23 protein-coding genes and 1 tRNA gene are annotated in these 26,114 nt (G+C 49.4%); 14 read left to right on the top strand and 10 right to left on the bottom strand.

Annotated elements, in window-relative coordinates:
* The first annotated feature begins 214 nt into the window (after positions 1 to 214).
* The 9 genes from glyA to ACN0R8_RS16080 all read left to right on the top strand — a co-directional run bounded on the left by glyA (position 215) and on the right by ACN0R8_RS16080 (position 7,637).
* On the top strand, positions 215 to 1,471 hold the full coding sequence (gene glyA / locus ACN0R8_RS16120) for a serine hydroxymethyltransferase (protein ID WP_417599222.1): 1,257 nt from the start codon (positions 215 to 217) through the stop codon (positions 1,469 to 1,471).
* Between the two features lie 151 nt (positions 1,472 to 1,622).
* Positions 1,623 to 2,123 carry a transcriptional regulator NrdR gene (gene nrdR / locus ACN0R8_RS16115; RefSeq protein ID WP_078320862.1) on the top strand — a complete coding sequence of 167 codons (501 nt, stop codon included), beginning with the start codon at positions 1,623 to 1,625 and terminating at the stop codon, positions 2,121 to 2,123.
* 10 nt (positions 2,124 to 2,133) lie between these two features.
* Positions 2,134 to 3,273, top strand: a complete 1,140-nt coding sequence (gene ribD, locus ACN0R8_RS16110) for a bifunctional diaminohydroxyphosphoribosylaminopyrimidine deaminase/5-amino-6-(5-phosphoribosylamino)uracil reductase RibD (RefSeq protein WP_417599220.1) — start codon at positions 2,134 to 2,136, stop codon at positions 3,271 to 3,273.
* The gene (locus tag ACN0R8_RS16105; RefSeq protein ID WP_417599218.1) at positions 3,273 to 3,935 is read left to right on the top strand and encodes a riboflavin synthase; all 663 of its coding nucleotides are present in this window, start codon (positions 3,273 to 3,275) and stop codon (positions 3,933 to 3,935) included. Before ribD ends, ACN0R8_RS16105 begins: the two co-directional genes overlap by 1 nt.
* Positions 3,936 to 3,951: 16 nt before the next feature.
* The gene (gene ribBA, locus ACN0R8_RS16100) at positions 3,952 to 5,073 is read left to right on the top strand and encodes a bifunctional 3,4-dihydroxy-2-butanone-4-phosphate synthase/GTP cyclohydrolase II (protein WP_417599216.1); all 1,122 of its coding nucleotides are present in this window, start codon (positions 3,952 to 3,954) and stop codon (positions 5,071 to 5,073) included.
* A 64-nt stretch (positions 5,074 to 5,137) separates the two neighbouring features.
* Positions 5,138 to 5,605 carry a 6,7-dimethyl-8-ribityllumazine synthase gene (gene ribE / locus ACN0R8_RS16095; RefSeq protein ID WP_078320866.1) on the top strand — a complete coding sequence of 156 codons (468 nt, stop codon included), beginning with the start codon at positions 5,138 to 5,140 and terminating at the stop codon, positions 5,603 to 5,605.
* A 51-nt stretch (positions 5,606 to 5,656) separates the two neighbouring features.
* Entirely contained in the window at positions 5,657 to 6,157 is a 501-nt protein-coding gene (gene nusB / locus ACN0R8_RS16090; protein WP_078320867.1) for a transcription antitermination factor NusB, read from the top strand.
* 5 nt (positions 6,158 to 6,162) lie between these two features.
* Positions 6,163 to 7,161, top strand: a complete 999-nt coding sequence (gene thiL, locus ACN0R8_RS16085; protein WP_417599213.1) for a thiamine-phosphate kinase — start codon at positions 6,163 to 6,165, stop codon at positions 7,159 to 7,161.
* Positions 7,161 to 7,637, top strand: coding sequence for a phosphatidylglycerophosphatase A (locus ACN0R8_RS16080; protein ID WP_078320869.1), 477 nt, complete (start codon positions 7,161 to 7,163; stop codon positions 7,635 to 7,637). The genes thiL and ACN0R8_RS16080 overlap by 1 nt, the downstream gene beginning before the upstream one ends.
* A 157-nt stretch (positions 7,638 to 7,794) precedes the next feature.
* Here ACN0R8_RS16080 and ACN0R8_RS16075 read toward each other — a convergent pair whose 3' ends face one another.
* From ACN0R8_RS16075 to ACN0R8_RS16045, 7 genes are all read right to left on the bottom strand, one after another.
* Complete coding sequence (locus ACN0R8_RS16075; protein ID WP_417599211.1) at positions 7,795 to 8,853, bottom strand: hypothetical protein; 1,059 nt, start codon at positions 8,851 to 8,853, stop codon at positions 7,795 to 7,797.
* Positions 8,854 to 9,105: 252 nt separating this feature from the next.
* Positions 9,106 to 10,059 carry a thioredoxin-disulfide reductase gene (trxB, locus tag ACN0R8_RS16070; protein ID WP_028304474.1) on the bottom strand — a complete coding sequence of 318 codons (954 nt, stop codon included), beginning with the start codon at positions 10,057 to 10,059 and terminating at the stop codon, positions 9,106 to 9,108.
* A 586-nt stretch (positions 10,060 to 10,645) separates the two neighbouring features.
* The gene (locus ACN0R8_RS16065; RefSeq protein WP_417599209.1) at positions 10,646 to 10,849 is read right to left on the bottom strand and encodes a CPXCG motif-containing cysteine-rich protein; all 204 of its coding nucleotides are present in this window, start codon (positions 10,847 to 10,849) and stop codon (positions 10,646 to 10,648) included.
* A gap of 286 nt (positions 10,850 to 11,135) precedes the next feature.
* Positions 11,136 to 12,779: a DNA recombination protein RmuC gene (gene rmuC, locus ACN0R8_RS16060; RefSeq protein WP_417599207.1), complete on the bottom strand. Its 1,644-nt coding sequence runs from the start codon at positions 12,777 to 12,779 to the stop codon at positions 11,136 to 11,138.
* A 140-nt stretch (positions 12,780 to 12,919) separates the two neighbouring features.
* Entirely contained in the window at positions 12,920 to 14,944 is a 2,025-nt protein-coding gene (locus ACN0R8_RS16055; RefSeq protein ID WP_417599205.1) for an ATP-binding protein, read from the bottom strand.
* A gap of 215 nt (positions 14,945 to 15,159) precedes the next feature.
* Positions 15,160 to 15,993: an inositol monophosphatase family protein gene (locus tag ACN0R8_RS16050; protein WP_417599203.1), complete on the bottom strand. Its 834-nt coding sequence runs from the start codon at positions 15,991 to 15,993 to the stop codon at positions 15,160 to 15,162.
* A gap of 351 nt (positions 15,994 to 16,344) precedes the next feature.
* Positions 16,345 to 16,421: transfer RNA gene (locus tag ACN0R8_RS16045), tRNA-Met, on the bottom strand.
* A 251-nt stretch (positions 16,422 to 16,672) separates the two neighbouring features.
* Here ACN0R8_RS16045 and phbB point away from each other — a divergent pair.
* From phbB to sbcB, 5 genes are all read left to right on the top strand, one after another.
* Positions 16,673 to 17,410: an acetoacetyl-CoA reductase gene (phbB, locus tag ACN0R8_RS16040; protein WP_417599201.1), complete on the top strand. Its 738-nt coding sequence runs from the start codon at positions 16,673 to 16,675 to the stop codon at positions 17,408 to 17,410.
* A 128-nt stretch (positions 17,411 to 17,538) separates the two neighbouring features.
* Positions 17,539 to 18,231 carry a septum site-determining protein MinC gene (gene minC / locus ACN0R8_RS16035; RefSeq protein WP_417599199.1) on the top strand — a complete coding sequence of 231 codons (693 nt, stop codon included), beginning with the start codon at positions 17,539 to 17,541 and terminating at the stop codon, positions 18,229 to 18,231.
* A 76-nt stretch (positions 18,232 to 18,307) separates the two neighbouring features.
* Complete coding sequence (minD, locus tag ACN0R8_RS16030; protein WP_417599197.1) at positions 18,308 to 19,120, top strand: septum site-determining protein MinD; 813 nt, start codon at positions 18,308 to 18,310, stop codon at positions 19,118 to 19,120.
* A complete protein-coding gene (gene minE / locus ACN0R8_RS16025; RefSeq protein ID WP_417599195.1) occupies positions 19,117 to 19,377 on the top strand; it encodes a cell division topological specificity factor MinE in 261 nt (86 codons plus the stop codon). The genes minD and minE overlap by 4 nt, the downstream gene beginning before the upstream one ends.
* 48 nt (positions 19,378 to 19,425) lie before the next feature.
* Positions 19,426 to 20,871, top strand: a complete 1,446-nt coding sequence (sbcB, locus tag ACN0R8_RS16020) for an exodeoxyribonuclease I (protein WP_417599193.1) — start codon at positions 19,426 to 19,428, stop codon at positions 20,869 to 20,871.
* 115 nt (positions 20,872 to 20,986) lie between these two features.
* Here sbcB and ACN0R8_RS16015 read toward each other — a convergent pair whose 3' ends face one another.
* The 3 genes from ACN0R8_RS16015 to ACN0R8_RS16005 all read right to left on the bottom strand — a co-directional run bounded on the left by ACN0R8_RS16015 (position 20,987) and on the right by ACN0R8_RS16005 (position 25,917).
* A complete protein-coding gene (locus tag ACN0R8_RS16015) occupies positions 20,987 to 23,770 on the bottom strand; it encodes an insulinase family protein (RefSeq protein WP_417599191.1) in 2,784 nt (927 codons plus the stop codon).
* 228 nt (positions 23,771 to 23,998) lie between these two features.
* A complete protein-coding gene (locus ACN0R8_RS16010; RefSeq protein WP_417599189.1) occupies positions 23,999 to 24,670 on the bottom strand; it encodes an SOS response-associated peptidase in 672 nt (223 codons plus the stop codon).
* On the bottom strand, positions 24,670 to 25,917 hold the full coding sequence (locus ACN0R8_RS16005) for a GGDEF domain-containing protein (protein WP_417599187.1): 1,248 nt from the start codon (positions 25,915 to 25,917) through the stop codon (positions 24,670 to 24,672). Before ACN0R8_RS16005 ends, ACN0R8_RS16010 begins: the two co-directional genes overlap by 1 nt.
* Between the last annotated feature and the right edge of the window lie 197 nt (positions 25,918 to 26,114).

The following is a 26,114-nucleotide window of genomic DNA, read 5'->3' as shown; positions in this document are numbered from 1 at the left end:
AAGCAAGCAGCCCAAAAGAACCCCGCTTCCAAGAAGCGGGGTTTTTTTATGCCTGGGATTTATGGTTGTAAGACGTAAAAAGTAAGAGTTGAATATTCTGTGAGTTAAAATTTATTCTTTTCAAGTGAACCTAAAGTTCAAGTGGGTTAAAATCCGCTTTTCCAGTTTTGAGCGGATTTATCCAGCGTACTCAACATCAGGTTAGAGGTAGATAATGTTTACACGTGATATGACCATTGCAGGCTATGATGATGAGCTGTGGACTGCGATGCAGTCAGAAGCGGTTCGTCAGGAAGAGCACATCGAACTGATCGCATCTGAAAACTACACCAGTCCTCGCGTAATGCAGGCTCAGGGCTCTGTTCTGACTAACAAGTATGCTGAAGGCTACCCAAACAAGCGTTACTACGGTGGTTGTGAGCATGTTGATGTTGTAGAGGATCTGGCGATTGATCGTGCCAAAGAGCTGTTTGGTGCGACCTATGCCAATGTTCAGCCCCACTCTGGCTCGCAGGCTAACGCTGCTGTGTACATGGCTCTTTGTAAGCCGGGCGATACAATTCTGGGTATGAGCCTTGCACATGGTGGTCACCTGACACATGGTGCCGCAGTGTCTTTCTCTGGTCGAATCTACAACGCAGTTCAGTACGGTCTGCACCCTGATACCGGTGAGATCGATTACGCTGAAGTTGAGCGTTTGGCTGAAGAGCACAAGCCGAAAATGATCGTTGCAGGTTTCTCTGCTTACTCCCGTGTTGTTGACTGGCAGCGTTTCCGTGATATCGCGGACAAAGTTGGTGCGTTCTTGTTTGTTGATATGGCGCATATCGCAGGACTGGTTGCAGCTGGAGTTTATCCGTCTCCGGTTGGTGTTGCAGATGTTGTAACCACCACTACCCATAAAACTCTGGGTGGCCCGCGCGGTGGTCTGATTCTGTCTGCCCGTGCTGATGAAGATTTGCAGAAAAAACTGAATTTTGCCGTATTCCCTGAATCCCAGGGCGGCCCTTTGATGCACGTTATCGCGGCTAAAGCGGTCTGCTTCAAAGAAGCAATGGAGCCGGAGTGGAAGGCTTATCAGGCTCAGGTTGTTAAGAACGCACAGGCGATGGCTGAGACCTTTATGGCTCGCGGCATCAAGATTGTGTCTGAAGGTACTGATGACCACCTGTTCCTGGTTGATCTGATCGATAAAGAGTTCAGTGGTAAAGATGCCGATGCAGCTTTGGGTCGTGCAAATATCACGGTAAACAAGAACTCCGTGCCTAATGATCCTCGCTCTCCATTTGTTACTTCAGGTCTGCGTATTGGTACTCCTGCTGTCACCCGTCGTGGTTTCAAAGAAGCAGAAGTTACTGAACTGACAAACTGGATCTGCGATATCCTGGATGATATCAACAACGAAGACACCATCAATGCGGTAAAAGAAAAAGTGAAGGCTGTTTGTAAGCGCTTTCCTGTTTATGCATAATCGCTATTCGTTGTAAGAATAAGCCCGGCTAGATGCCGGGCTTATTTGTATCTGCTCACATTAAAGGTAAAATGACCGTCGTTGCCGATGATAAATAGTGCTTTTGTAGCATCCGCCGGTAATTGTCCCCACAAGATAACCAGAGCCTACTATGTATTGTCCCTTCTGTGGTGCGCAGGAAACAAAAGTTACCGATTCACGCTTGGTTGCGGATGGCGATCAGGTTCGGCGTCGCCGGGAGTGCCTTTCCTGTGGTGAACGCTTTACTACCTATGAAACGGCTGAGCTAGTGATGCCTAAAATCGTCAAGCACGATGGTAAGCGTGAAGCCTTTGATGAGGCTAAGCTTCGGGCAGGTATGCAGCGGGCCTTAGAGAAACGCCCTGTCAGTACAGAATCTTTTGAAGCCGCTATTGAACGTATTCGTCAGCGCTTGCGTGCCCGTGGGGAGCGAGAGGTTGCTTCGCGCCTGATAGGAGAAGAGGTGATGGCTCAGCTGCGTTTACTGGATCAGGTGGCTTATATTCGCTTTGCTTCGGTTTATCGCAGCTTTCAGGATCTGGATGAGTTTCGTGCTGAGATTGATCGGTTAGCCCAGGACCCGCCTTTTAGCCGTGGTGAGCACTTTTCTGGCAAAGACAGCTCTTCATAGGTTGTGATACATGACAGCATCTAATACGCCCTTACAGCCTCATGCTTTTTATATGGCGCGTGCGATTCACTTGGCTCGCAGAGGACACTACACCACTTTCCCAAACCCCCGTGTGGGCTGCGTTCTGGTTAAAGATGGCAAAATAATCGCTGAAGGCTGGCACCAGAAAGCTGGCGAGGGGCATGCGGAAGTTAATGCCTTAGCCAAAACAGATGCCGCAGAAGGCGCAACGGCCTACGTAACATTGGAGCCCTGCTCCCATACCGGTAAAACCCCCCCTTGCTGCGACGCTTTAATCAGAGCGGGTGTCTCACGGGTGATTATTGCTATGGTAGACCCTAACCCTCTTGTTGCCGGTAATGGTATCCGCAAGCTGCAAGCGGCAGGTATTGAGGTTCTTACAGGGGTTTGTGAAGCAGATGCAAAAGCGCTGAACCTAGGCTTTATTCAGCGTATGACAGAAAAACGCCCGTTTGTTCGGGCCAAGCTTGCTTGCAGTCTGGATGGGCGAACGGCCATGGCGTCTGGTGAAAGTCAGTGGATCACAGGTGCTGCAGCCCGGACTCAGGTGCAGCGGTTACGGGCCGGTAGCTCTGCGATTATCAGCGGTGTGGAATCAGTGATTGCCGATGACAGCGCACTGACAGTACGCGCTGAGCAGCTGAACCTAGCCGATGCAGAACAGATCGCAAAACGCCAGCCCTTGCGTGTTGTGCTTGACAGTCACCTGCGTTTACCGGAAAGCGCTAAAATTCTTCAGCAGCCCGGTGAAACACTGATTGCGTTTACCGAGCGGGACCCTGATAAGCAAGAACGTCTGGAAAAGGCTGGAGCGGTTTGTCTGCAGCTGCCTGCTGAAAACGGACGTGTCAGTCTAAAGGCGTTGATGGCTTACCTCGATCAGCGGGAATGCAATGAGGTATTGCTGGAAACCGGGGCAACGCTGGCCGGCGCTTTTGCAGAAGCAGAATTGATTGATGAGCTGGTTGTCTTTATGGCGCCAACGCTGATGGGTGATGGAGCGCGAGGTTTGCTGCACTTGCCGGGAATCAAAAAAATGGCTGATCAGAAGCGGTTGACGCTGACGGACTGCCGTATGGTCGGTACAGATATGATGATAACCGCCCGTTTTACAGGAAAATCACAATAATGTTTACCGGAATTATCGAAGCGGTTGGTACAATTGAGAGTTTACAGCCTTCAGGTGGCGACTACCGCGTCAAAGTTGCTGTTAATACTCTGGATATGTCAGATGTTAAGCTGGGTGACAGTATTGCGGTTAACGGTGTTTGCCTGACAGTGACGGAACTGCACAGCAAAGGTTTCTGGGCGGATGTTTCCCTGGAAACCGTACGCCATACCTGCTTTAAGAATTATAGCCCGGGGCAGGCTGTGAACCTGGAAAAGGCGATGATGCCGACCTCTCGTCTGGGCGGCCATATTGTCAGCGGCCATGTGGATGGCGTGGGTAAAATTCTTGAACGCCGGGAAGATGCCCGCTCTGTGCGCTTCAGGGTACAGGCCCCGGAATCGCTGCTGAAATATATTGCAGATCGAGGCTCAATAACGGTAGAAGGCACAAGCCTGACCGTGAACGGTATTGAAGGTGATGTTTTTGAACTCAATATTGTTCCTCATACGCTGGCAGAAACTGTTTTGCAGAGATATACCTCGGGCCAGTCCGTACATTTAGAAGTGGATCTGATCGCACGCTATCTTGAAAGGCTTATCAGTAAGAATGAGCCTTCAGAAGCACCAAAAAGCGATATCAGTCTCGATTTTTTAGCTCAGAACGGTTTCTACCGTGGCTGACAGCATAGGAAAGAGTATGCAACTGAATACTGTTGAAGAACTACTGGAAGATATTCGTCAGGGCAAAATGGTTATTCTGATGGATGATGAAGACCGCGAAAATGAAGGCGATCTGATCATCGCTGCTGAGCAGGTTCGTCCGGAAGATATCAACTTCATGGCGAAATATGCCCGAGGCCTGATCTGCCTGACATTGACCCGCGACCGCTGCGAGCAGCTGAAACTGCCCTTGATGGTACAGAGTAACGGTGCCCAGTTCTCCACTAATTTCACCTTGTCCATTGAAGCCGCTGAAGGCGTAACAACTGGCATCTCGGCTGCGGACCGTGCTCATACGGTGCGTGCTGCAGTTAAGCGTGATGCTAAGGCGGACGATATCGTACAGCCGGGGCATATCTTCCCGCTGATGGCCCAGCCGGGTGGCGTATTGAGTCGTGCCGGTCATACTGAAGCCGGTTGTGATATGGCGCGTATGGCAGGTTTTGAAGCGGCTTCCGTGATCGTTGAGATCATGAATGAAGATGGCACCATGGCTCGTCGTCCGGATCTTGAGCTGTTTGCTCAGAAACATGGTATTAAGATTGGTACGATTGCAGACCTGATTCACTACCGCACGACGAATGAGCACACGGTTGCCCGTGATCAGCAAGGTGTAATGGCCACTGAATATGGTGATTTTAACTATGTCACCTATACCGATGAAATTCAGGGCTGCACTCATCTGGCGATGACACTGGGAGAGATCAAGGCTGACGACCCGATTATGGTACGTGTGCATAATCGTACTGAAGTACTACGGGACGTTGTGGGTGCAATTCCTGCGGATGAGACCGGGCGCAAGTGGACCATGCGTAAGGCGCTTGCGAAAGTAGCTCAGGAAGGTAAAGGCGTTGTTTTACTGCTGGACAGCAATGAGCGTATTGATATCCATGATTCCGTTGATCTGATTCAAAACGGACGTCAGCAATCTAAGGTGAATGTCAGCGCGTCCGGGGCATATTTAACGGTAGGCACAGGTTCCCAGATTCTGCGTGATCTGGGTGTGGGCAAGATGCGTCTGCTGAGCTCTCCAATGAAGTTTAATGCGATCTCAGGTTTTGATCTGGAAATCGAAGAATATATTCCCTGCGAAGATTAAGCTCTGCGGCTAAAAAGCCGCCAGCCTCTTTTTTGGGAAACACAAAAGTTATCAGGATAAAAAAATGACAATCAAATCAGTAGAAGGCAATTTCGTAAACTGTAACGGCCAGTACGCCATCGTTGTCGGTCGTTTTAACAGCTTTGTGGTTGAGCACCTGGTTGAAGGCGCTATCGATACGCTGCGTCGTCACGGTGTTGATGAAGCAAATATCACCGTTGTTCGTGCACCGGGTGCATGGGAGCTGCCTCTGGTTGCTAAAAAGGTAATTGAAAAACAGCAGCCGGATGCGGTGATTACGCTTGGTGCAGTAATCCGTGGTGGAACACCGCATTTTGAATATGTGGCAGGTGAGTGCACAAAAGGCTTAGGCCAGTTGTCGCTACAAACAGGTGTGGTTATCACCAATGGTGTGTTGACTGTTGATACCATTGAGCAAGCGATTGAGCGCTCAGGCACTAAAGCAGGCAACAAAGGCTCTGAAGCAGCACTTTGTGCTCTGGAAATGGTTAGCCTGCTGAACTCGTTGTAATTTAAAAAATTTCATTCGGTAATTTAAAACTTAACTCGCGGTTACTCCTCAATGTCCCAAGGTAAAAAAACCAGTAAAACTAAAGCGCGTCATGCTGCTCGCCAGCTAACTGTGCAAGGCCTGTATCAATGGCAGATGACAGGTGCGGCTTTGCAGCAGATTGAACTTCAGATTCGCGCGGCCCGTCCTGATGATGGGCTGGAGGCTCACGAGGATATTACATCCGCTGTAGAGATTGCTGATCTGGCCTATTTCAATGAGCTGCTGCACAACATCCCTCAGCAAAAAGCAGACCTGGATAAAGAGTATGCGCCTCTGCTGGATCGCAGGGTTGATGAGCTTGATCCGGTAGAGCTGGCCATTTTACGCCTGGGCACCTATGAGCTGAGCAAGTGTATTGATGTACCTTATCGCGTGGTGATTAACGAAGGCGTTGAGTTAGCTAAAAGCTTTGGTGCGACTGAGAGTCATAAATATATTAACGGCATTCTGGACAAGTTAGCGGTTCGCCTGCGAGCTGCAGAAGTCGCCGAACGCCGTAATAAAGGCTGATTCTTTTGGGTGAATTTGAGCTGATTCATCGTTATTTCTCTTCTCCGAAGCTTCAGCCGTCAAGACGGGATGTTTACTTGGGGATTGGCGATGACTGTGCACTGATTTCGGTGCCGGAAGGCAAACAGCTGGTGGTATCCGTTGATACGTCAACGGCCGGTGTTCACTTTTTACCGGAGTCCCCGGCCCATAGCGTTGGCTGGCGAGCGCTGGCGGTTAGCTTAAGTGATCTTGCGGCGATGGGTGCGCAACCCGCCTGGTTTACACTGGCCTTGAGCTTGCCTGAGGTTGACGAAGAGTGGCTGTCAGGCTTTAGTCAGGGAATGGCTGATCTGGCTCAGAAGTATGGTGTCGCACTCGTCGGAGGTGACACTACTCAGGGCGCACTTTCAATGAGTGTGCAGGTTCATGGCTATGTAACCCCTGGCGCAGCCTGGAAGCGTAAAGGTGCCCGGCCCGGTGACCTGATTTATGTTTCCGGTGAGCTAGGTAAGTCAGCATGTGGCCTGAGGAAAGCTAAAGCTTTACTGGAGGCGCAACAGGCGTTGCCTGACCTTGCTATGCTTAATACTGCAGAGGCCTCTGCAGAAACTGACATGCTGAGAGCCTACCTTTATCCAAAGCCCCGGTTTGATTTGATTCCCATTCTGTCCAGTCGTGCAGCAACCGCTATTGATATCTCAGATGGTCTGTTGGCGGACCTGGGCCATATGCTTTCAGCAAGTGGCGTTGGTGCGAATCTTGACCCTACCCGCATTCCTTGTTTTAACAAGGAACATGGCGATACTTCTCAGGTGTTTCAGGATGCATTGGCAGGGGGAGATGACTATGAACTTTGTTTCACTGTGTCGCCCCAGCGTCGCCTGGAGCTGGAAGTGAGCGCAGAGCAAAGTGGCGTTAAGTTATACCCCATCGGCGTTGTTACATCTCAACAGGGGATTCGAGGCCTGCATGAGCAGGGCCTGACTGCTTCTGGGTTTGATCATTTTAAAGGTAATACCTGATGAATCGTGCACCTTCCAGTGTCTGGCGTAACCCTGTCCACTTTTTGGCCTTTGGCCTGGGAAGTGGTGCCGCCCCTTGGGCACCCGGCACGGCAGGTACGGCTGCAGCGGTTATTCCTTACCTGCTTTGGATCCAATTCCTGTCGCCATTATGGTTTATCGCCTTACTGGGACTGACTTTTGTCGTTGGTGTCTGGCTGTGTGAACGTACCTCGGAAGACTTAGGGGTACATGACCACTCCGGCATTGTGTGGGATGAGTTTGTTGGCTACTGGCTGACAATGTTCCTTGCACCGCAGGGCTGGGAGTGGGCATTGGTAGGGTTTGTGCTTTTCCGGTTCTTTGATGTGCTTAAACCCTGGCCTGTGAAGTGGGCTGATCGTCGTGTTGCCGGTGGCTTTGGCATTATGGTTGATGATGTATTAGCCGGTATTTATGCTTGGCTGGGAATGCAGATTCTGATGCGACTTTGGTGATTTTTTTATTTTCAAAGCAGATTTTTTCGCGACCCCACTGTGCTGTCGAATCCTTCTGCAATGAGCACACATACGTTGTTGTGAGAGATTGGCCCTCTGCCAAGTCAGCAAATGCGCTGGCTCAGCAGGGGCGGGCGGGATAAGAAAAAAGGCTGTATCAGATCAGCTTTAGCAGGTTCAGCTGGGTAAACAGCCGGGACTGCTCCTCACCGGATAACTCTCCGATCATCGCCTGCAGAGGGGAGTCGGGCTTAAAGTGGGTTTCCAGCCAGTGGGTCAGTTGCTGCTGTACGGCTTCCTGCGGGGTCATATCACTGTCGGGTTGATCCGAGGTTTTTAATGCTTCACGGCTTTGTCCGGTACCCAGAAGTTTGCCCTCACCCAAGTGGAATGTCGGGGTATGCAGGAACGCCTTATTACCATCGCCGGTTCCAGTAATCTGCTGCATAAAATCCAGATCAAGAACCTGAGATGTCATACGAAGGTTCTTCTCCGGGCTTAAGGCATAATCCAGAAACCCCTGCTCAAACTGAACCACACCGGAGCCATCATTTGAGTAGATCGCCTTGGCCTGCTGTACCAGTTCGTCATCGTAAGCTGGGCGTTTGTCCGGATAATACAGGCCGGGACGTTTGGCTGTAGTCATACGATACGCCCCCAGCACTGACGCCAGATTATTAACCTGCTCGGTATCCAGATTATTCTCTTTGGCGTGGATATAAACATCGGTCAGGGCCTGAACATCTTTCTCTTTCAGATGATAAAAACTGGTGTTTTCATAAAAGAAGTTCTGCCGATTAGAGCCTTTCAGGGGGTTCTCGGTGGTGATGCCACTGGCTGCAATCAGCTGCTTTTTCAGCGCATCGCCGTCAACCGCTTCGCCATATTTGCTTTGCAAGGCCCCCACCTGCTGGTCAACCAGATACAGGTTGTAGCGACCAATATCAATTTTAGCATTTATGCCAAAATGACCGCGTTCCGGTTGGGTGAAACCTTCAAACGCCTCTTTTTGCAGCAGGCTCACCGCCTTATCAAACTCATCCGACGCTATCATACCGGTTGAACTCAGATTAACCCCATCGGCTGAGCCGGTTTTATCGGTGGTTGGTGTACTGGTGGATTGCGTATGGGTGGACTGCGTCACCGATGTTGCTTTGGCGGGCTGCGGGTTTGGCGTTGTGGCCGATGTTGAACCGGCGGGAAACTGTATCTTCATCAGGTTTCTCCCTGAGTGTGATGATGAAAGCCTTCATGGCTTTTTGAGTGATGGCGTTGTTTATTTCGCAATCACTAATACTCTATCGGTCACAAGGGCAGGAATGTTAGGGCTGGAAGCGTTATGTTTGTAAGCCTTCACCGACAGGGGCTTTAAGGGCGGGGGCAGAGGTTTAGGCTGGGGCGTAAAAAAGCCGCTGGCATCAGATGTCAGCGGCTTTTGGTTGTTATGGCAACATCAGATGTTGGCTGATTAGCCCTGGCTGTCCAGGAAGCGTTCTGCGTCCAGTGCCGCCATGCAGCCGGTGCCGGCTGAGGTGATCGCCTGACGGTACACGTGGTCCATTACATCACCTGCGGCATAAACACCTTCGATGCTGGTTTGGGTGGCGTTGCCTTCCAGACCGGATTGTACTTTCAGGTAGCCGCCGTTCATCTCCAGCTGGCCTTCAAAGATGCCGGTGTTTGGCTTGTGGCCGATGGCGATAAACACGCCCATCACGCTGATCTCTTGGGTGGCATCGCCTTCGGTGGCTTTCAGGCGCAGGCCGGTAACGCCCATATCATCACCCAGAACTTCGTCCAGTGTGTGGTTCCAGATCACTTCGATATTGCCGTTGGCAACCTTCTCCATCAGTTTGTCCTGCAGGATTTTCTCAGAGCGCAGGCTGTCACGACGGTGGATCAGGGTGACTTTCTTGGCGATGTTGGACAGGTACAGGGCTTCTTCAACAGCGGTGTTACCGCCACCAACAACAGCCACTTCCTGATTACGGTAGAAGAAACCATCACAGGTGGCACAGGCAGAAACACCTTTACCCATGAAAGCTTCTTCGCTTGGCAGACCCAGATACTGAGCGCTTGCGCCGGTGGCGATAATCAGCGCGTCACAGGTGTAGGTGCCGCTGTCGCCTTTCAGAGTGAACGGACGCTGGGTCAGTTCCACTTCGTTGATGTGATCGAAAACGATTTCGGTGTCGAAGCGTTCAGCGTGTTTACGCATATCTTCAACCAGCTGAGGGCCCTGAATACCGTCGAATGCACCGGGCCAGTTATCCACGTCGGTCGTGGTGGTCAGCTGACCGCCCATCTGCATACCTGAGATGATGACAGGTTTCAGGTTGGCGCGTGCGGCGTAGACAGCTGCGGTGTAACCTGCAGGGCCGGAACCCAGAATAATCAGTTTCTCGTGACGGTTTTCGCTCATGGTGCTCTCCCGGCGAGCCGTGTTTGGCTCTGGTTAATACGTCAATAATCAGGTGATGATCTTGTTTGTTGCAGATCTATATGGGGGCGGCGGGCGTAATTACCAGCGCCGACCCGGAAGCTCTATTCCATAGCCGAATTTTAACAGAGACTGGAAATGCCCGTGCTGTTTCATACAAAATTTTAACCGACTTTGTGGCACCGGGATAAATGGAAAACCCGATAACAGGGATAGGGCAAAACGATGGCGGTGAAAGGCGGGGAGGTAGGAAACCAAGAAAGCCCTGTAAGCGATTGCCATACAGGGCTTTTAGTTGAGTTTTTCTGTCTTGTCGCTGTACTGTACAGACTTGTGAGACTGTACCTTTGTCACGGGCTAATACCGATCAATAGAATGTACCTTGTATCTGGGTTATCAAAGAGTCGAATCTCCTATGCGAGTAAATGGTATTTTTCGGTCTTTCCAGGTCTTTCCAGGTCTTTCCTGCTCTCCGGTTTGTGTTGATGTTTTGTTTAATCTATTCAATCAACGGCTCAATTCGACCTACTCATATATTAATCCGGGCACCTCGCTTCAGATAAAGTTGTCAGGGATCATCTTCCCGTTTTAGCTCTACACTCAGCAATTCTCCCTCCATATTGACATATACTTGCATATGAATCGGGGCGCAGCACGTTTGGCAATCTTCGTAGTAGTCCTGATCACCTCCTGATATATCAACGGCTGTTTCCAGTTCAGACCCGCAATAGGGACATTGCCCGTAAACCTCCGTGAGCATTGTCTCTAACATAAACGCTCCCCCCGGATCGTTTCTGCTGTTTTTCTCTTTGAATGCCTAACGCGTTTTCAGTAACAAGGAGAAACACCTTAACGAACAAAAAATACGTTTTAAGCGCATGCTGCTTACTATATGGCCTGAAAGATCTCAGAGGTAGCGGCTTGCGTTCACAACTTAACTATAGTCAGGATTAGTTGGTGTGCTGTCTTTTTTTCGTCATATTTTTCAGGCAAATCCTTAGGTTTTAATGAAATAAATTCAGTTTGCCTCGGTGATTTAGTGCTAGAGCCCGTGGATCTTAGTCTTGATTGAGATCCGGCAGATCCACGGATGCCATATCGGTCAGCTCCTGGGGTAGGGGCTTTTTGATATTGATATCCAGCTCGGCAAGCTGCTGAGCCTGTCCGACTAAGCTGCCGCGTCCCTGGCTGAATTTGTTCAGGGCGTTGTCATAGGTCTGATGGGCGCTGCTGAGCTGGTTGCCCAGTTTCTGCATATCTTCGGCAAAGCCGCGCAGTTTGTCGTACATGCGCCCGGCCCGGCGGGAGATCAGTTGGGCGTTTTCATTCAGGCGTTCGTACCGCCAGATATTCTGGATAGTTCGCAGGGCCACCATCATGCTGGTGGGGCTGACGATCATGATGTTGTGTTCGAAGGCTTCCCGGAACAGATCCGGCTCGGCGTCAAAGGCGGTCATAAAGGCGGCTTCCACCGGAATAAACATCAATACGTAGTCGAGGCTGCGGACGCCTTTCAGCTCCCGGTAATCTTTGGCGGACAGTCCCTTAATATGGCTGCGGATAGCGGCAACATGAGCTTTTAGGTACTGTTGGCGCTCGGTTTTATCGTCACTGTTGTGGAAGGATTCGTAGGCGTTAAGAGAGACCTTGGCGTCAATGATGACATCTTTATTGTCCGGCAGATGTACGATCACATCCGGTTGATAGAGCTGGCGCTCTTCATTCCGGCGGCTGGCTTGCAGCTCGTACTCATGGCCTTCCCGCAAACCGGACTCTTCCAGCACTCGCTGCAGGATCAGCTCACCCCAGTTGCCCTGAGCTTTTTTGTCGCCTTTCAGGGCTTTGGTCAGGTTGAGGGCTTCCTGACTCATCTGCAGGTTCAGCGCTTTCAGGCTGTGGATCTCCTGCTTGAGCATGGCGCGCTCCTGAGCCTCTTTGCCATAGCTATCCTGTACCTGTTGGCGGAACTGGTTGATCTGGTCTTTAAAGGGGTTCAGCAGGCTGGTGAGGGTTTGCTGATGCTGATGATTCAGATGTTTGCTCTTGTCATCAAAAATGCGGTTGGCCAGATTCTCAAACTGCTGACTGAGTTTCTGTTCGGCATTGTTCAGGATCTGAATTTTTTCCTGCGAGGATTTCTTTTCCTCTTCTAAACGGGTGCGGGTGGTGGCCAGTTGTTGCTCCAGTGTCAGCAGTTGTTGCTGTAGCTGATGGATCTGCTGGTCCTTGGCGGTAAGCTGGCTTTGACTGCGCTCAACCACTTCATGCAGATTATCCAGCGTGGTTTGCTGGGCGGTGCTGTCCTGCTCGACCTGTTGACGGCGCTCCTGTTCCTGCTGATAACGCTGTTCGACCTGAGTCAGTTTCTGCTGCAGTTCTTTGGTGTATCGGCTTTGTGCCTGAGCATCGGCAATCTGCTGGCTCTGACTCTGCTGCTGTTGCTGCAATCGGTTGAGTTCGGCGTCGCTGGCCAGCAGGCGCTGGCGCAGGTCGTTTGCATTCTCCTGTGCATGCTGGTGCTGAAGCTGTACCTGTTGTATCGCTGCCTGAAAGTGCTGCTGCATCTGGTCGGCCTGAAGGTCCAGTTCATGATTCAGCTGCTGCTGGTGACGATTGCGCATAATCGATATAGAGATAAGAGCGCCTGCCAGTGCGCAAATAAGAAACAGGGCAGGAAGTAATAGGTTGGAGAGAGGAAGCATAAACAGGCCAGACCTTTAAATGGGAAGATAACGACTGAGCCAGTATAAGAAATTAATCTATATATTTATACAGTATAGTCATGGATCAGAACAGGTGCCGACTTCAGGTTTGTTCTGAAGTATAGGCACCGGGTTCAGATTCAGCTGTTGCTGACGGCGATCAGCTGCTCCTGCTCTGTTTGTAGTTGACCAATAATAAGCAGGAGTTTGTCCATTGATAGCGGCTTTGTAAAATACTCTGAGAAACCAGCCTGAAGGTGAGTTTTAACGACATCAGGTTGCGTATTCTGAGCGATAGCTATGATAGGAATTGTGGCGGTTTTAGGGCTGACTTTAAGAATCTCTATGACTTCAAGACCGCTCAGATCCGGCATGTCAGTATTGAGCAGAATAAGATCCAGTGGGTGCTTCTGAGCAAGGTCAACAGCGTAGCTTGCGTTGTTCTCCGTGAAGAGTCGAATATCAGCCCGCGCCTGAAGTGCGTTTTCCAGTAGTTTCAGATGAATGGGATCATCATCTACGCAGAGAATATTAAAACGGTGGCCTTTGTCTTCATGGCTTTTATTTTGCTCGTTATCTGGCAGGTCAATCCAGAAAATACTGCCGCTCTCGGGGTTGGGCTGATAACCAATGCGGCCGTGCATCATTTCTGCTAAACGCTTGCAAAGAGCAAGCCCGATTCCCGTCCCTTCTACATTGGTGCTCTCAGCTCCCAGGCGATTAAATACCTGGAACAGATCCTGCTGTTTATCTTCGGGGATACCGATGCCGCTGTCGATGACCTGAATACGGACAAAACCTTTTTCTGGTATTTGCAGGCAAATTCTCACCTGGCCCCCTGGGCGGTTATATTTCATAGCGTTGGACAGCAGGTTAAAGATCACCTGCCTCAGCCGGACACGATCCGCAAGAATTTCCTGATCTGAGTTGCTGGCCAGGTCGATATCAAGCTGAAGGCCCTGCTTTTCTGCTAATGGTTGCAGTAATGCCAGGCTGCTTTCCAGCTCTCTGGCAACAGATATGACTTCAGTGTTTAAACGCACTTGTCCCGATTCGATACGGGCAAGATCGAGAATATCATTCACCATTGCCAGCAGATGGCGGCCCGCGAGATAAATCTCACTGACCGACTCTTTTTGGCCGTTTTCCATGGGTTCATCCTGTAAGAGCTGAGCAAAACCCAAAATCGCATTCAGCGGGGTACGCAGTTCATGGCTGACACTGGATAGGAGGTTAGATTTCGCCTGACTGGCTTTTTCAGCTTTATCCCGGGCTTCAATCAAAGCCTGCTCTGTCAGGCGCTTATTAATACCCATTCCCAGCACATGAACCACCCTGTGGATAAATGTACGGTTTTCGCTGGTCTTCAGAATATGCTTTGGCAGATAGACCAGCAGAACCGATGGGTTGCCTGCATGCTGTAACGGAACAGCATATGCGGCATGATCCTGCTCTATAGCGCAGAGGGTCTGCGTATCCATCTCCATTGGAAGAATTTGAGGGGAACCCTGATTGATAACACTTTGGCAGAGCTCCATGGTCATAGGGATTTTTATACAGGGGTTGTTGGCGCAAGTACCATGCTGTATCTGGGGCTTCAGGCCGATTGATGTGGGCTGATACAGGGCCAGAAAGCGCCACTGCCAATGGTGATGATGCATGAGGCGCGCCTGAAACTGATTCAGATAGTCGTACATGGATACATCGTCAAGGCTTTGGGCCATCAGAATGCTGAGGGATGATTCCTCTTGAGCCTTCCGTTCCAAGTAGTGCTGCTGCTCATAGGCGCTGGTCAGGTCTTCGTAAAAGGCAACATAATGGGTGAATCGGTTATTTTCATCAGAGACTGCGGTAATACGGACGTGATGAGGTACATCGCCATTGCGTGTCTTATTCCACATTTCTCCTTCCCAGAAACCCTTGGCCTTCAGGCCGAGCCAAAGTTCTTTATAGAAAGGGTCGCTTTGCTTATCTGAACGAAGCATGCGGATATTGCGGCCAACAAGCTCCCGTAGCGCATAACCGGTCAGATCACTAAAAGCCTTATTAGACTTAATAATAATTCCTGAGCGGTCAATAATGGCGATAGGTTGGTGAGCATTGAATGCTGTTGCCAACAACTTTATCTCTTCAGATGAAATATTCGTATCCGCAACGGCGAACATACAGGCCTCTGATCTTGGGGTTATAACCCTGTTTTTTTATATGGATAATAGTGTTGTTTTTTTACTTCTGTTGTCACCTTATGGGTCACAACAGCATGGATAAACCAGAAAGGCGTATTTTTAATACATCAGAAAGGGGCATGCATTGACTGAAGTAGGGTTTTGTTGACTCAATTTATGGTGAGTGCTGGATTCTTGATGTGTATGCTGTTTTTTCAGGTTTTATTTTGCTTCAGCAAATTTTGCAGTAACGGGTAAAGGGCAGGATTGGCAATCAGAATCTGATGGCCGTAAAGGGCCGGAGGGGTATGATCAGGACATCCGTCTAAATGACCGGCCAAGGCTCCTGCACGAAGTGCAATCAGGCGGGCGGCGGCAAAATCCCAGGGGGAAACGCTCTCATAGTAAGCATCCAGCCGCCCTGCTGCCACATAGCATATATCAATAGCTGCGGAACCCATGCGGCGAATATCCTGACAGTTGTTCAATACTTGATGCAGGCGGGGAAGTAACGTCGGAATCAGGGACTTATCATAGGGGAAGCCGGTGGCAATCAGAGCTTTCTTTAACTCTTCTGTCTCACTGACCCGGATATCCTCACCGTTCAGTTGGGCTGGTTCGCCGGCAACAGCTGTGAATAACTCATCCAGAAACGGGTTATACACAACCCCGACTTTCACTTCACCCTGTTCGGCGTAGGCAATGGATATCGCAACCTGCGGCAAACCATGGGCATAGTTAACCGTGCCATCAATGGGGTCGATGACCCATATAGGCTGATAAAGTGTACTGGCATCTGAATAGTCGGGTGACGATTCCTCCGACAGAATGGCATGCTCAGGAAATGTCAGTTGAAGGAGAGCGCGAATTAACTGGTCAGACTTGAGATCTGCGCTGGTGACCAGTTCATGGCCCGCTTTGTAATTCTGTGAAAAACTTTGCTCCTCACGGGCTGAACGGATCAGATCTCCGGCCTGGCGGGCTATGGTGATCGCCTGGTTCAGATATTGCCTCAGTTCAGGCTGTGTGCTGATGTGTCCTGTTTCCATTCGGGGTCTCCGTCAACCGGTGCTGCCGGGGGGTGCCAATAACAAATGATACGACTGCAGAAAATAAGCAATAAGACCTTAAGATTAATACGGGTAAATACTAATTAGAAACAATAGGTTAGCTAGGGATAATCTTTTTTCGGCTTCTATTTTTATGACTGGCAGGTCATGAGCTGTTGTGAGCTCACAAGTCATTTGATAGTTTAGAGCTTTATGGATTATAGAATTGCTTATTTAGCTGGCTGAATCAAGTCGTGCAGGCAAACAGGGAAAGGTAGCGGTGAAGACATTCAGGATAAATTTTGAGCATAAAAAAAGCCAGATTCCGAAGAATCTGGCTTTCTCTGAATTTGGTAGCGGGGGCCGGATTTGAACCGACGACCTTCGGGTTATGAGCCCGACGAGCTACCAGGCTGCTCCACCCCGCATCAGATGCAGTGCATTATAGAGCTAAATAATTGAATGTCAAAAGTTTTTATGTCGAAAGTTAAAATAAATGTATGAAATGTTTCTCGATAGCCACGCAAGGATTTTTTTGTCTGCTCCGCCGCCCGCTGATAGAGAGCGTTAGTGGGCCGGGATCTGCAGATAAAGTCCTGTTTTCTGTCACGGTGCTGTCACCGTGTGTCAGTAAAACAGGTTATGCGAAAGCGACATCTATAAGCAGAGGGAATGTAAGATGAGTAAGAAAATCGCCTTAGTAACCGGTGGCACCGGTGGTATTGGTACTGCAATTTGCCGTCGTTTGTCTGACGATGGTTATGTTGTCGTTGCTGCATCGGTAAATCAGGAAAAGGCGGAGGCATGGAAGGAAGCCGAGAAAGCCTCTGGTTATGATTTTGCCACCGTACATATAGATGTAGGGGATTTCGAGTCCTGCCAGCAGGGCTATAAACAGGTTGCTGAGACATTAGGCCCGGTCGCGGTGCTGGTTAATAACGCCGGTATTACCCGTGATGGCTTTATGAAGAAGATGAGCTGGGAGCAATGGCATGAGGTCCTGCAGACGAATCTGGACAGTGTTTTTAACATGAGCAAAGTCTGCCTGGAGCCTATGCTTGAGATGAAATTTGGCCGCATTATCAATATTTCGTCGATTAATGGTCAAAAAGGGCAAATAGGGCAGGCTAATTACTCCGCAGCGAAAGCGGGTATGCATGGCTTTACTAAGGCGCTGGCGCAGGAAACGGCCCGAAAGGGGATTACCGTTAATACTATTTCCCCTGGTTACATTGCCACCGACATGATTATGAAAATTGATGAACCGATTCGAAACCAAATTATGGAAGGCATTCCGGTTGGGCGATTTGGTAAGCCAGAGGAGATTGCCCGAACAGTATCTTTTCTTGCTGATGATGAAGGCGGGTTTATTACCGGTGCGAATCTGGCCATCAATGGTGGCCAGCATATGTGCTGATTGTACCCAGATATATATGAAAAGCTGGCATTTGCCGGCTTTTTTTACATCTAATTCCGGTTCATCTTGTATAATGATTCTTTATTACACAGATTTATATTTTTCCGGCATCTTACACAGGCATTATTGTGCGGTCAGATTATTCAGAGCAGCAATCAGCGTTTCAGTTTAAAGGGGGGAATCTAACAATTACCACCCTGGAGTTGCTAACTCCGGACTGTGCGCAAATTGAGCAGGAGTTGAGTCGCCAGACTCAGAAAGCACCGGCTTTTTTCTGCCAGACTCCCGTGCTTTTATCCTTCGAGCAGTTGGAGGAGATGAGTGTTGCCCTGGAAATGATTGTTGATGTTTGTAAGCGTAATGGTCTTATTCCGATTGCGGTCCGTTGTTCTCAGGACCTGATTAAGAAGTCCGCCTGGGCATTAGGGTTAGGATGGTTCCCGCCGCTTACAGAGCATCGCCTTAAAGAGGTAAAGAAAACATCCTGCCCTCAGCGTTTACCGACCCGTTTTGTAAAAGGTACGGTACGCTCAGGTCAGCAAATCTATGCAAGTTGCGCAGATCTTGTTGTGATCGGCTCAGTTAATGAAGGTGCTGAGGTGATTGCTGATGGTAACGTTCAGGTTTGGGGCGTCCTGCGTGGGCGTGCTATTGCTGGTGCCCAAGGGGATGTTGAAGCCCGTGTTATTTGTCGGAAGTTTAGTGCAGAACTGGTTTCTGTTGCGGGCGTTTTTCAGGTTTTTGATACCTGCGAATTTCCGATAGCCCGTGACTTGCCGGTAGAGGTCAGATTGGCAAATGATCGTTTAGTTTTGATTTGAATTTTGATGCTGTTCACTGTATTCGATCGCTTTAATGGACATAATAAGTACTATTATTATGAAGGAGGAAGGACGCTTGGCTAGAGTAGTTGTAGTGACGTCCGGTAAGGGTGGTGTCGGTAAAACCACCAGTTGTGCGTCGATAGGTACTGCACTTGCGATGCAGGGATATCGCACCGTTTTGATTGATTTTGATGTAGGCCTGAGAAACCTTGATCTGGTGATGGGCTGCGAGCGCCGGGTTGTTTATGATCTTATTAATGTTACTACAGGTGAAGCAAAACTGAGTCAGGCGCTCATTAAGGATAAGCGTCTGGATGGTTTGTATATGCTGCCAGCTTCTCAGACCCGTGATAAGGATGCCCTGACCTATGAGGGCGTTGGTGAGGTTATTGATGCTTTGAAGGAGGAGTTTGACTTTATCATTTGTGATTCTCCTGCAGGTATTGAGCGTGGTGCTATTTTAGCGATGTACTATGCTGATGAAGCGATTGTTGTTTCTAACCCTGAAGTTTCTTCTGTTCGGGATTCCGATCGGATAATAGGCCTGCTGGATTCTAAAACCCGTCGGGCCGAGGAAGGTGAGACCGTGAAGGCTCAGCTTTTGATTACGCGCTATGACCCCGAACGGGTCGAGCATTCTGATATGATGTCTATGCAGGATATTGAAGAAATTCTGGCGATTCCTGTTATTGGTGTTATCCCTGAATCTCCAGCAGTGTTAAGGGCCTCCAACCAAGGGATTCCTGTGGTGCATGATACGCCGAGTGATGCGGGCCAAGCATACACTGATACCGTTGCTCGCTTTCTGGGTGAAGAGAAACCAATGCGGTTTGTGGAGCTTGAAAGAAAAGGTTTATTCAGCCGTATGTTCGGAGGTCGGCGATGAAGCGTTTGCGCGATTTTTTCCAGAAAGAAAATGACCACTCTGCAGATGTTGCCCGGGAGCGTTTGAAGATGATGATCTCCCAGGATCGCATGCAGCGTAGTCAACCGGATTTTCTGCCGCGCCTGCAAAGTGAATTGATTGAAGTGATTAAGCGCTACACCCAGTCTGAGCAAAGTGATATTCACATTAGTTATCACTCACTGCCTCAACGGGCGCAGATTGAGTTAAATGTATCCTGGCCACGCAATACACCCTAAGCGGGTGTAATGCGGGCTGCAGGCCCTGAGAAAATAAGGACCTGAACCTTGAGTTCACAGCCTACGTTATTCTGGCACGATTATGAGAGTTTTGGTGCCGACCCACGTCGTGACCGTCCGTCACAGTTTGCAGGTATCCGTACAGATCTGGATTTGAATGAAATAGCTGAACCTGTCGAGTGGTTCTGCCAGCCTGCGGATGATTTCCTGCCTCACCCTGATGCTTGCTTAATTACGGGTATCACGCCCCAAGATGCCCAGAAGGATGGTGTGCCGGAAGCTGAATTTATCGCCAATATTCATTCCGAACTGAGTCAGCCTAATACGTGCTCTTTGGGATATAACTCATTGCGTTTCGATGATGAGATGACCCGTCATACCTTGTACCGTAACTTCTATGACGCTTATGGGCGGGAGTGGCAAAATGGTAACTCTCGCTGGGATCTGATTGATGTGGCGCGTACGGCTTATGCTTTGCGACCGGATGGAATTGAGTGGCCTTTGAATGATCAGGGCCTGCCAAGCTTTAAGCTGGAACACCTGACAGCGGCTAATGGTATCTCCCACGAGGGTGCGCACGATGCGGTATCTGATGTGCGGGCGACTATTGCGCTGGCACGCCTGATTCGTGAAAAGCAGCCGAAACTGTATGAACATCTGTTTGCTCTGCGGAACAAGCATAAGGTATCGGATCAGCTGGATCTGGTGAGTCGCAAGCCGGTATTGCATATCTCCGGTATGTTTGGTGCCGCTCGAGGCAATGCTGCTGTTGTGGTACCGCTGGCGCAACATCCGACGAATAAAAATGGCGTTATCTGTTATGACCTGATGGCAGACCCGGCTGAGTTGGGGAGTCTGTCTGCTGAAGAGATTAAACATCGGGTATTTACCGCTCAGGCTGAGTTGAGTCAGCCGCGCATTCCGCTGAAGGTTATCCATATTAATCGCTGTCCGGTGGTTCTGCCGGTGAGTATGGTGGATGAAAAAGTGGAGGCGCGTACTGGCGTTAGTCTGCAAACCTGCAGAGAGCACTGGAAAGTACTTTCTGCACTGGGGGATATTACATCTAAACTGCAGGCTGTTTTCAGTGAGCCGTCAGATGGTGTAGCCGGTTCCGATGATCCGGATCTGATGCTTTATGGTGGAGGCTTTTTTGGGCACCATGATAAAGGTCAGATGGATATTATTCGGGAAACGCCTGCGGAGGCTTTGTCTGAGCTGATGCCGACCTTTCAGGATCCTCGGCTGGATGAGATGTTCTTTCGTTATAAGGCGCGCAACTTCAAAGATTGGCTAACAGGTGAAGAGCTGCAACAGTGGGATGAATACCGCTGGCAAAGAATCAATGACCCTGCTGTCAGTAGCCTGACACCTGAACAGTTCAATCAGCGGCTGGTGGAGCTGAGTCAGACTGAGCTGTCCCAGCGTGATCAGGTCATTCTTGAGGATGTGGTGCTTTATGTGGAGTCTTTAGTGCCATCACACCTGTTTTGAGTCGATAAACTGGCTCTACGTGGTGGTACGTGAGCCTGTAGAGATGCGGGTATAAAAAAAGCGATAACACGTTGAGTGTTATCGCTTTTTTTGTACTGACTTTCGGCAGAGAGTGTTAATGGCTAACGGCTTTTAGCCCGGAACGTAATTTTTCCGCATCGGTAAACGTCTGGCTACCTGACTGATATTGCACGGTTAGTACGCCGGTCTGATCAGTGGAGATCTTTTGTAATAGCTGGCGCATATCATCCGCCTGCAGCGTCTTAACCGCATCTGCCAGGTGCTCCCGGCGCTCGAAGTGGGTTTCATCCATCGCCATCTCACGCCATAGCCGTTGGGTGCGGGCCTGTAGGCGATCATCGCTATCGAGAATATTGGCCAACAGCCCAGCTTTCTGCTCGGTGAACTCCTGTTCGCTGATGTTCATGAAACTGTCGCTGAAGTGGTGCATAAAGGCATCGCTTAATTCGCGGATCTCATCCGGTGTGTGCTCCGGTGACTGCACCAGCAAGCTAAGCCCCGGTGTTTTCAGGGTTGGGTGGTAGCTGGCAAAAACGATATAGCCAAGCTGACGTTGCGTGCGCATTTCGTGGTAATAAGGGCTTTGCAGAATATGGGCCAGCAACATCCAGCGTGCCTGTTCTTTATATCCTTGTGCATCAGAGGGGTGTGTTGGTTGGTAATATTTTAGCCACGCATTGTCATTATGGTTCAGAGCTGGTGTGTGGGTGACCTTTTGTCCCTCTAGGCTTAGTCCTTGTAGTTTAGGGATTTCACTCTCTGTGAGGGTAGGCTCCAGTGTATCCATAACAGACTTAAGGCTGGAGGTTGCTTCAGCTTTTGTCATGTTACCTATGATCATTCCTTCCAAGTGCAGCTGGGACAGAAATACTTCGCGGAAATCTTCAAGGTCTTTGGTTGTCAGAGGTTCGATAGCTGTCAGAAATTGCTCTTCGTTCCAGGCTGGCCGCATCAGGACGGAACTGACCTCCCCCATGATCTGGCGATAAAGGGGGGCTTTGTCAGCATTCTGCCAGCGTTTGATCAGGCTCTGCTTGACTAGCCTGAAGGTTTCGGAGTGGATTTCACTGTCCTTTAAAGTGGTGAGCAGGCGTTCAAGTAGCATATGCTGTTTATCATCGTAGCCACCGAGCTGGAAGGTTATGCCCCGAGTGTGTTTGTAGACGGTATAATTTAGGCCTGCGAGGCTTGCGGGGTAGGCAAATTCGTTGCTGGCTTCATTTAACCAGCTGGCCAGTAACTGAGTCAGTACCGCAGATTTTACTGAACCGGTACTTGCCGGTGACTGAAGACTGAAATACTGCTGAGCTTTTGGAGTATTAAAGTCCTGGTCAGCCTTGTACCAGAGCGTTGCCTTCGGGCTGGTGCTGATATTTTCTGGTTTTTCCATCGTTTCCAGGCTGGGCTTTAGGCTCAGGGTATCAGCGATTAAAGCGTTGGGCTCAGGCAAACGGAAGATCTCTGCTGCAACCGGGGTTACCTGGTGGGCATCAAAAGGGCTCAGGCTATATTTTCCTTCAAACCAAGGTGATAGCTTGTCGGTTTTCATATCAGGGCTGATTCGCGTCAGCAGCAGGTTCTCTGGTGTCAGGTATCCCAGATATTGGCGGATTAATCTGGCATCAAATGTTTCCATCGCATAGGGTGCATGCAACACTTCTTTAATGGGGAAGCGCGGCATGTTGTAGGCGATGGAACTTACAGCATGGATAGGTGAGCCTGACTCCACAAAGCTGAAGGCTTGCTCTGACAGCGTTTTCTGCTCGTTGAAACGCCATTCATCAATGCCGTCCTGTTCTAACAGATTGATATAACCAAAAGCTGTATTGACCACATCCTTACTATTTTCAAAACCAAGTTGTGTCAAATTGATGGTTATGGTGAACAGAGACTCTTCCCCGGTGCTGAGGCCGCTCCCTGCAGACAAACCTGTGGCCCATCCCTTAGCCTTCAGATAGGAGAGCAAGCTACCCTTACCTTCATGGCCGATCAGGCTTGCAAGGTAGCTGGTAGGCTTTTTCCTGAAATATGTGGAGGGTGCTGGTATCGGGAATTGCAGTTTAATGGCATGGTTAGCCTTAAGGGGCCTGATATTGAGTTGCAGTGGCAGGCTGTTCTCTGAAAACAGTGGCTTATCCGTGGCAAATGCCGGGGTGTTATGATTTTTAACCGCCCTGAACATGGTGCGAGCCATGCCTTCCAGTTCATCCAGAGCGTAATTACCCTGAATAACCAGAGACATACGGTTTGCAGAATAATAGGTTTGATAGAACTCAAGCATGGCATCACGTGTACTGACGCTTTTATCTGCCAGAGTCTTCAGGCTGCCGGTACTGAAGCGGCTGTAGGGGTGCTCGGGATTTAGTGCTTGCTTCAGTACATCGAACTGCTTCCGGCCGTCGTCGCGCAGCTTCGACTGATACTCAGAATGTACCGCATTCTTCTCTCGCTTAACGTAAGCCTCAGTGAAGAGTGGGGCGATAAAAAACTGGGAAAAACGATCCAGGCTAGGTTCCAGGTAGCGGTTGTCCACTTCGAAAAAGTAGTTGGTATCCTTGTATGAGGTAAATGCATTGTGGCTTCCCCCATGCTTGCTGATGAAGCTTTGGTATTCGCCTGCTTCAGGATACTTTTCGGTGCCTAAAAACAACATATGTTCAAGGAAGTGTGCCAGGCCGGCGAAGTTCTCCGGGTCCTGTCCGCTACCGATCGCGACATTCATCGCTGCGGCGGCTTTATCGGCTTTAGGGTCAGATATCAGAATTATGGATAACCCATTATCCAGCGTCAGGGGGCGATAGCTGCGGTAGTCATTTTGACTGGTTATCAAGGTGAGCTGATTGTGTTTTTCACTTTCTGAGGTGCTCTTTATAGACATAGGAGTGCAAGCCGTTAGCAGGAGTGATGTAAGCATAGTGCAGATCAGCCAGAGTCTTCTTTGCTGACGCAATGGATTAAAGCGTATTGATGGCATGGTGTGCTCGCTTCTTGTTCAGGCAAAATCCGCCGGATGTTGACGGGTACAGTTCAAGCTTTTCTATTGACCCTGATGATGGAAGTAGGTTCTAAGAATATCAGGCGTGTTGGTCTTAATCTGATATCTATTTCAGGGTTCATGGGAAAAACGGAAACGGTGGCCGCTGGGTTCGGCAACAGTTCGGGAGTGGTTAGCCGGATTGTTTACCAATGGTGCTACAGGATAATAATCAAGATAGTCGTTCTCCGCTGCAGTCAGGTACGGCATTGGGTCGGTAGTTGGCGTTAGCCAGTTTTCAGCATACTCCCTGGGAACAATAACAGGCATTCTGCCCGAAATATTACCGATCATCTGATTGCTGGGCAGGGTCAGTATTGCGAATGTGTCATACCCTGTTGCCTGGGATGTAGCGTAGTGCGTCAGAATACCTGCGAGTAGAAAAGTTCGGTTCTCAGGTCGTCTCACTGCAAAAGGGCGCTTGTGGCGCGTGTATTGCTGCCATTCATAGTATCCGGATACAGGTATAAGGCACCGGGTACGCAACGCATCCTTAAACATTGCTTTTTCATTTAAAGACTCTATTCGCGCAGAGTAGGGGCTGTTATCCAGTACTTTCAGCCACTGAGGGCTATACCCCCAATATCCTTCACATAATTCGGTATCAACAATACCTTTCTTGATAATGCTGACAAAGCCTTTGGGTGGAAGGTTGTAGCTGGTGATTAAGGGCTGTCGAACCAGCAAGGGTTCACTTAACAAGGTATCCGTATTAAAGGGAGTTACAATCAACCTGCCGGGCATCAGGTGCACACCTTGTTACGACCCGCATGTTTTGCACGGTAAAGGGCATCGTCAGCGGCTTTAATGACCTGCTCTGGAGTTTTATTCGCTCCTTCGCGCTGAGACACTCCGATACTGATGGTTACTGATACCGTAGAAGGGTCTTTAGCTCTATTTCCGCGTCTGTTTTTCCCGGTATTATCATCCTGAGGCCGATTGTCATCCCGGATTTTCATGGCATAGTTTGCGATTGTTTCCCGTACCGTCTCCAGATGAGGCAGTGCATACTGCACGTCTCTGTTAGGGTACAGAATAGTGAACTCTTCACCGCCATAGCGGAAAGCTTTACCACCACCGGTAACGCGTTTGATTTTAGCGGCAACCATTTTCAGAACCTGGTCACCGATATCATGCCCATAGGTATCATTAAATTTCTTGAAATGGTCTACATCCATCATGGCGATAGTGTAGTTGCGGCCAAGCTTAGCCAGTTGCTCATTGAGTGCGCGGCGCCCCGGAAGGCCGGTCAAATCATCTTTAAATGCCATATTGAATGTTTCATGGACAATCGCACCGACCAAAAGAATACCGGCTAAAAACATGAAAATAGAAAGATAGCCTGGTATCAATAGCTGCTGACTGACAATAAACAGGATGATCAGAGCCGAGAAAAGTGCAGCGTTAATCGTGGAAGGCTGCCAGAGCATCAGGCCAGACATTGCCAGAAAAGAGATAATAAAGAAGTAGTACGCGATAGGTGAGATGTTTGCCCAGTCAGGGTGCAATGCAGGCCACAACATTTGCGTCATAAAGAAAAGGGTCGGCTGATGTTGGTATTCACAGACCAGCCAGATTGCAAAGATCTGCGCGCCAAGAACCATTAGCTTGGTGGGCAGGTCGGTTACCATTGAGCCTTTCTCTTGCCAGAATGCAAAGAGTAAAAGATTTAGTGGTCCAAAGATTGTGACGGCATTAAACACTATCTCGATGGTAAACTTGCTCCAGCTCTGACCAACAGTACTGAGCAAGGTTGTAAAGCTCCAGTAAGCAATCACAAGAGTGAGCAATGTCATGAGTACCCTGAGGCGTCCATATACCAGGCAAAGAGTTGCTGCGGCCGTAAAGACAATATATGGCGCTAGTGATATAAGGTCTTTAACCGTTGGAGAGAAAGCACTGTAACCAAAATGAGCCACAGGAATGGTAATCAGCAATAGTAACAAAGGAACAAGAGCTGATTCTTTGAGCTTAAACAGAATTCGATTCACAAATAACCTCACTGTTATCAGATTAGCTAGATTAAAAGCTCAGCTGTGGAAAGCAAGCTTCATAACATGAAGTTTTGTTACACCGTTTTAGCTAAACGCAGCATTTTGAAAGTATTAGCCTTTTTTCAATCTTTTTGCGTTTTAGGGGTTGTGCTGCTCCGTTTTGTGCGTATAATTCGCCCTCGTTGTCACGGAGC

It is taken from the genome of Oceanospirillum sp. (assembly GCF_048265165.1).
GTDB lineage: Bacteria > Pseudomonadota > Gammaproteobacteria > Pseudomonadales > Halomonadaceae > Oceanospirillum.
Note: the sequence above shows the minus strand (reverse complement) of the source record. Positions and strands in the feature narration are given on the sequence as shown.

Bases quoted from the DNA above. Each gene is read 5' to 3' on its own strand.
- glyA (WP_417599222.1), top strand. From the start codon at position 215: ATGTTTACACGTGATATGACCATTGCAGGCTATGATGATGAGCTGTGG.
- nrdR (WP_078320862.1), top strand. From the start codon at position 1,623: ATGTATTGTCCCTTCTGTGGTGCGCAGGAAACAAAAGTTACCGATTCA.
- ribD (WP_417599220.1), top strand. From the start codon at position 2,134: ATGACAGCATCTAATACGCCCTTACAGCCTCATGCTTTTTATATGGCG.
- ACN0R8_RS16105 (WP_417599218.1), top strand. From the start codon at position 3,273: ATGTTTACCGGAATTATCGAAGCGGTTGGTACAATTGAGAGTTTACAG.
- ribBA (WP_417599216.1), top strand. From the start codon at position 3,952: ATGCAACTGAATACTGTTGAAGAACTACTGGAAGATATTCGTCAGGGC.
- ribE (WP_078320866.1), top strand. From the start codon at position 5,138: ATGACAATCAAATCAGTAGAAGGCAATTTCGTAAACTGTAACGGCCAG.
- nusB (WP_078320867.1), top strand. From the start codon at position 5,657: ATGTCCCAAGGTAAAAAAACCAGTAAAACTAAAGCGCGTCATGCTGCT.
- ACN0R8_RS16080 (WP_078320869.1), top strand. From the start codon at position 7,161: ATGAATCGTGCACCTTCCAGTGTCTGGCGTAACCCTGTCCACTTTTTG.
- ACN0R8_RS16075 (WP_417599211.1), bottom strand. From the start codon at position 8,853: ATGAAGATACAGTTTCCCGCCGGTTCAACATCGGCCACAACGCCAAAC.
- trxB (WP_028304474.1), bottom strand. From the start codon at position 10,059: ATGAGCGAAAACCGTCACGAGAAACTGATTATTCTGGGTTCCGGCCCT.
- ACN0R8_RS16065 (WP_417599209.1), bottom strand. From the start codon at position 10,849: ATGTTAGAGACAATGCTCACGGAGGTTTACGGGCAATGTCCCTATTGC.
- rmuC (WP_417599207.1), bottom strand. From the start codon at position 12,779: ATGCTTCCTCTCTCCAACCTATTACTTCCTGCCCTGTTTCTTATTTGC.
- ACN0R8_RS16055 (WP_417599205.1), bottom strand. From the start codon at position 14,944: ATGTTCGCCGTTGCGGATACGAATATTTCATCTGAAGAGATAAAGTTG.
- ACN0R8_RS16050 (WP_417599203.1), bottom strand. From the start codon at position 15,993: ATGGAAACAGGACACATCAGCACACAGCCTGAACTGAGGCAATATCTG.
- phbB (WP_417599201.1), top strand. From the start codon at position 16,673: ATGAGTAAGAAAATCGCCTTAGTAACCGGTGGCACCGGTGGTATTGGT.
- minE (WP_417599195.1), top strand. From the start codon at position 19,117: ATGAAGCGTTTGCGCGATTTTTTCCAGAAAGAAAATGACCACTCTGCA.
- ACN0R8_RS16015 (WP_417599191.1), bottom strand. From the start codon at position 23,770: ATGTCTATAAAGAGCACCTCAGAAAGTGAAAAACACAATCAGCTCACC.
- ACN0R8_RS16010 (WP_417599189.1), bottom strand. From the start codon at position 24,670: ATGCCCGGCAGGTTGATTGTAACTCCCTTTAATACGGATACCTTGTTA.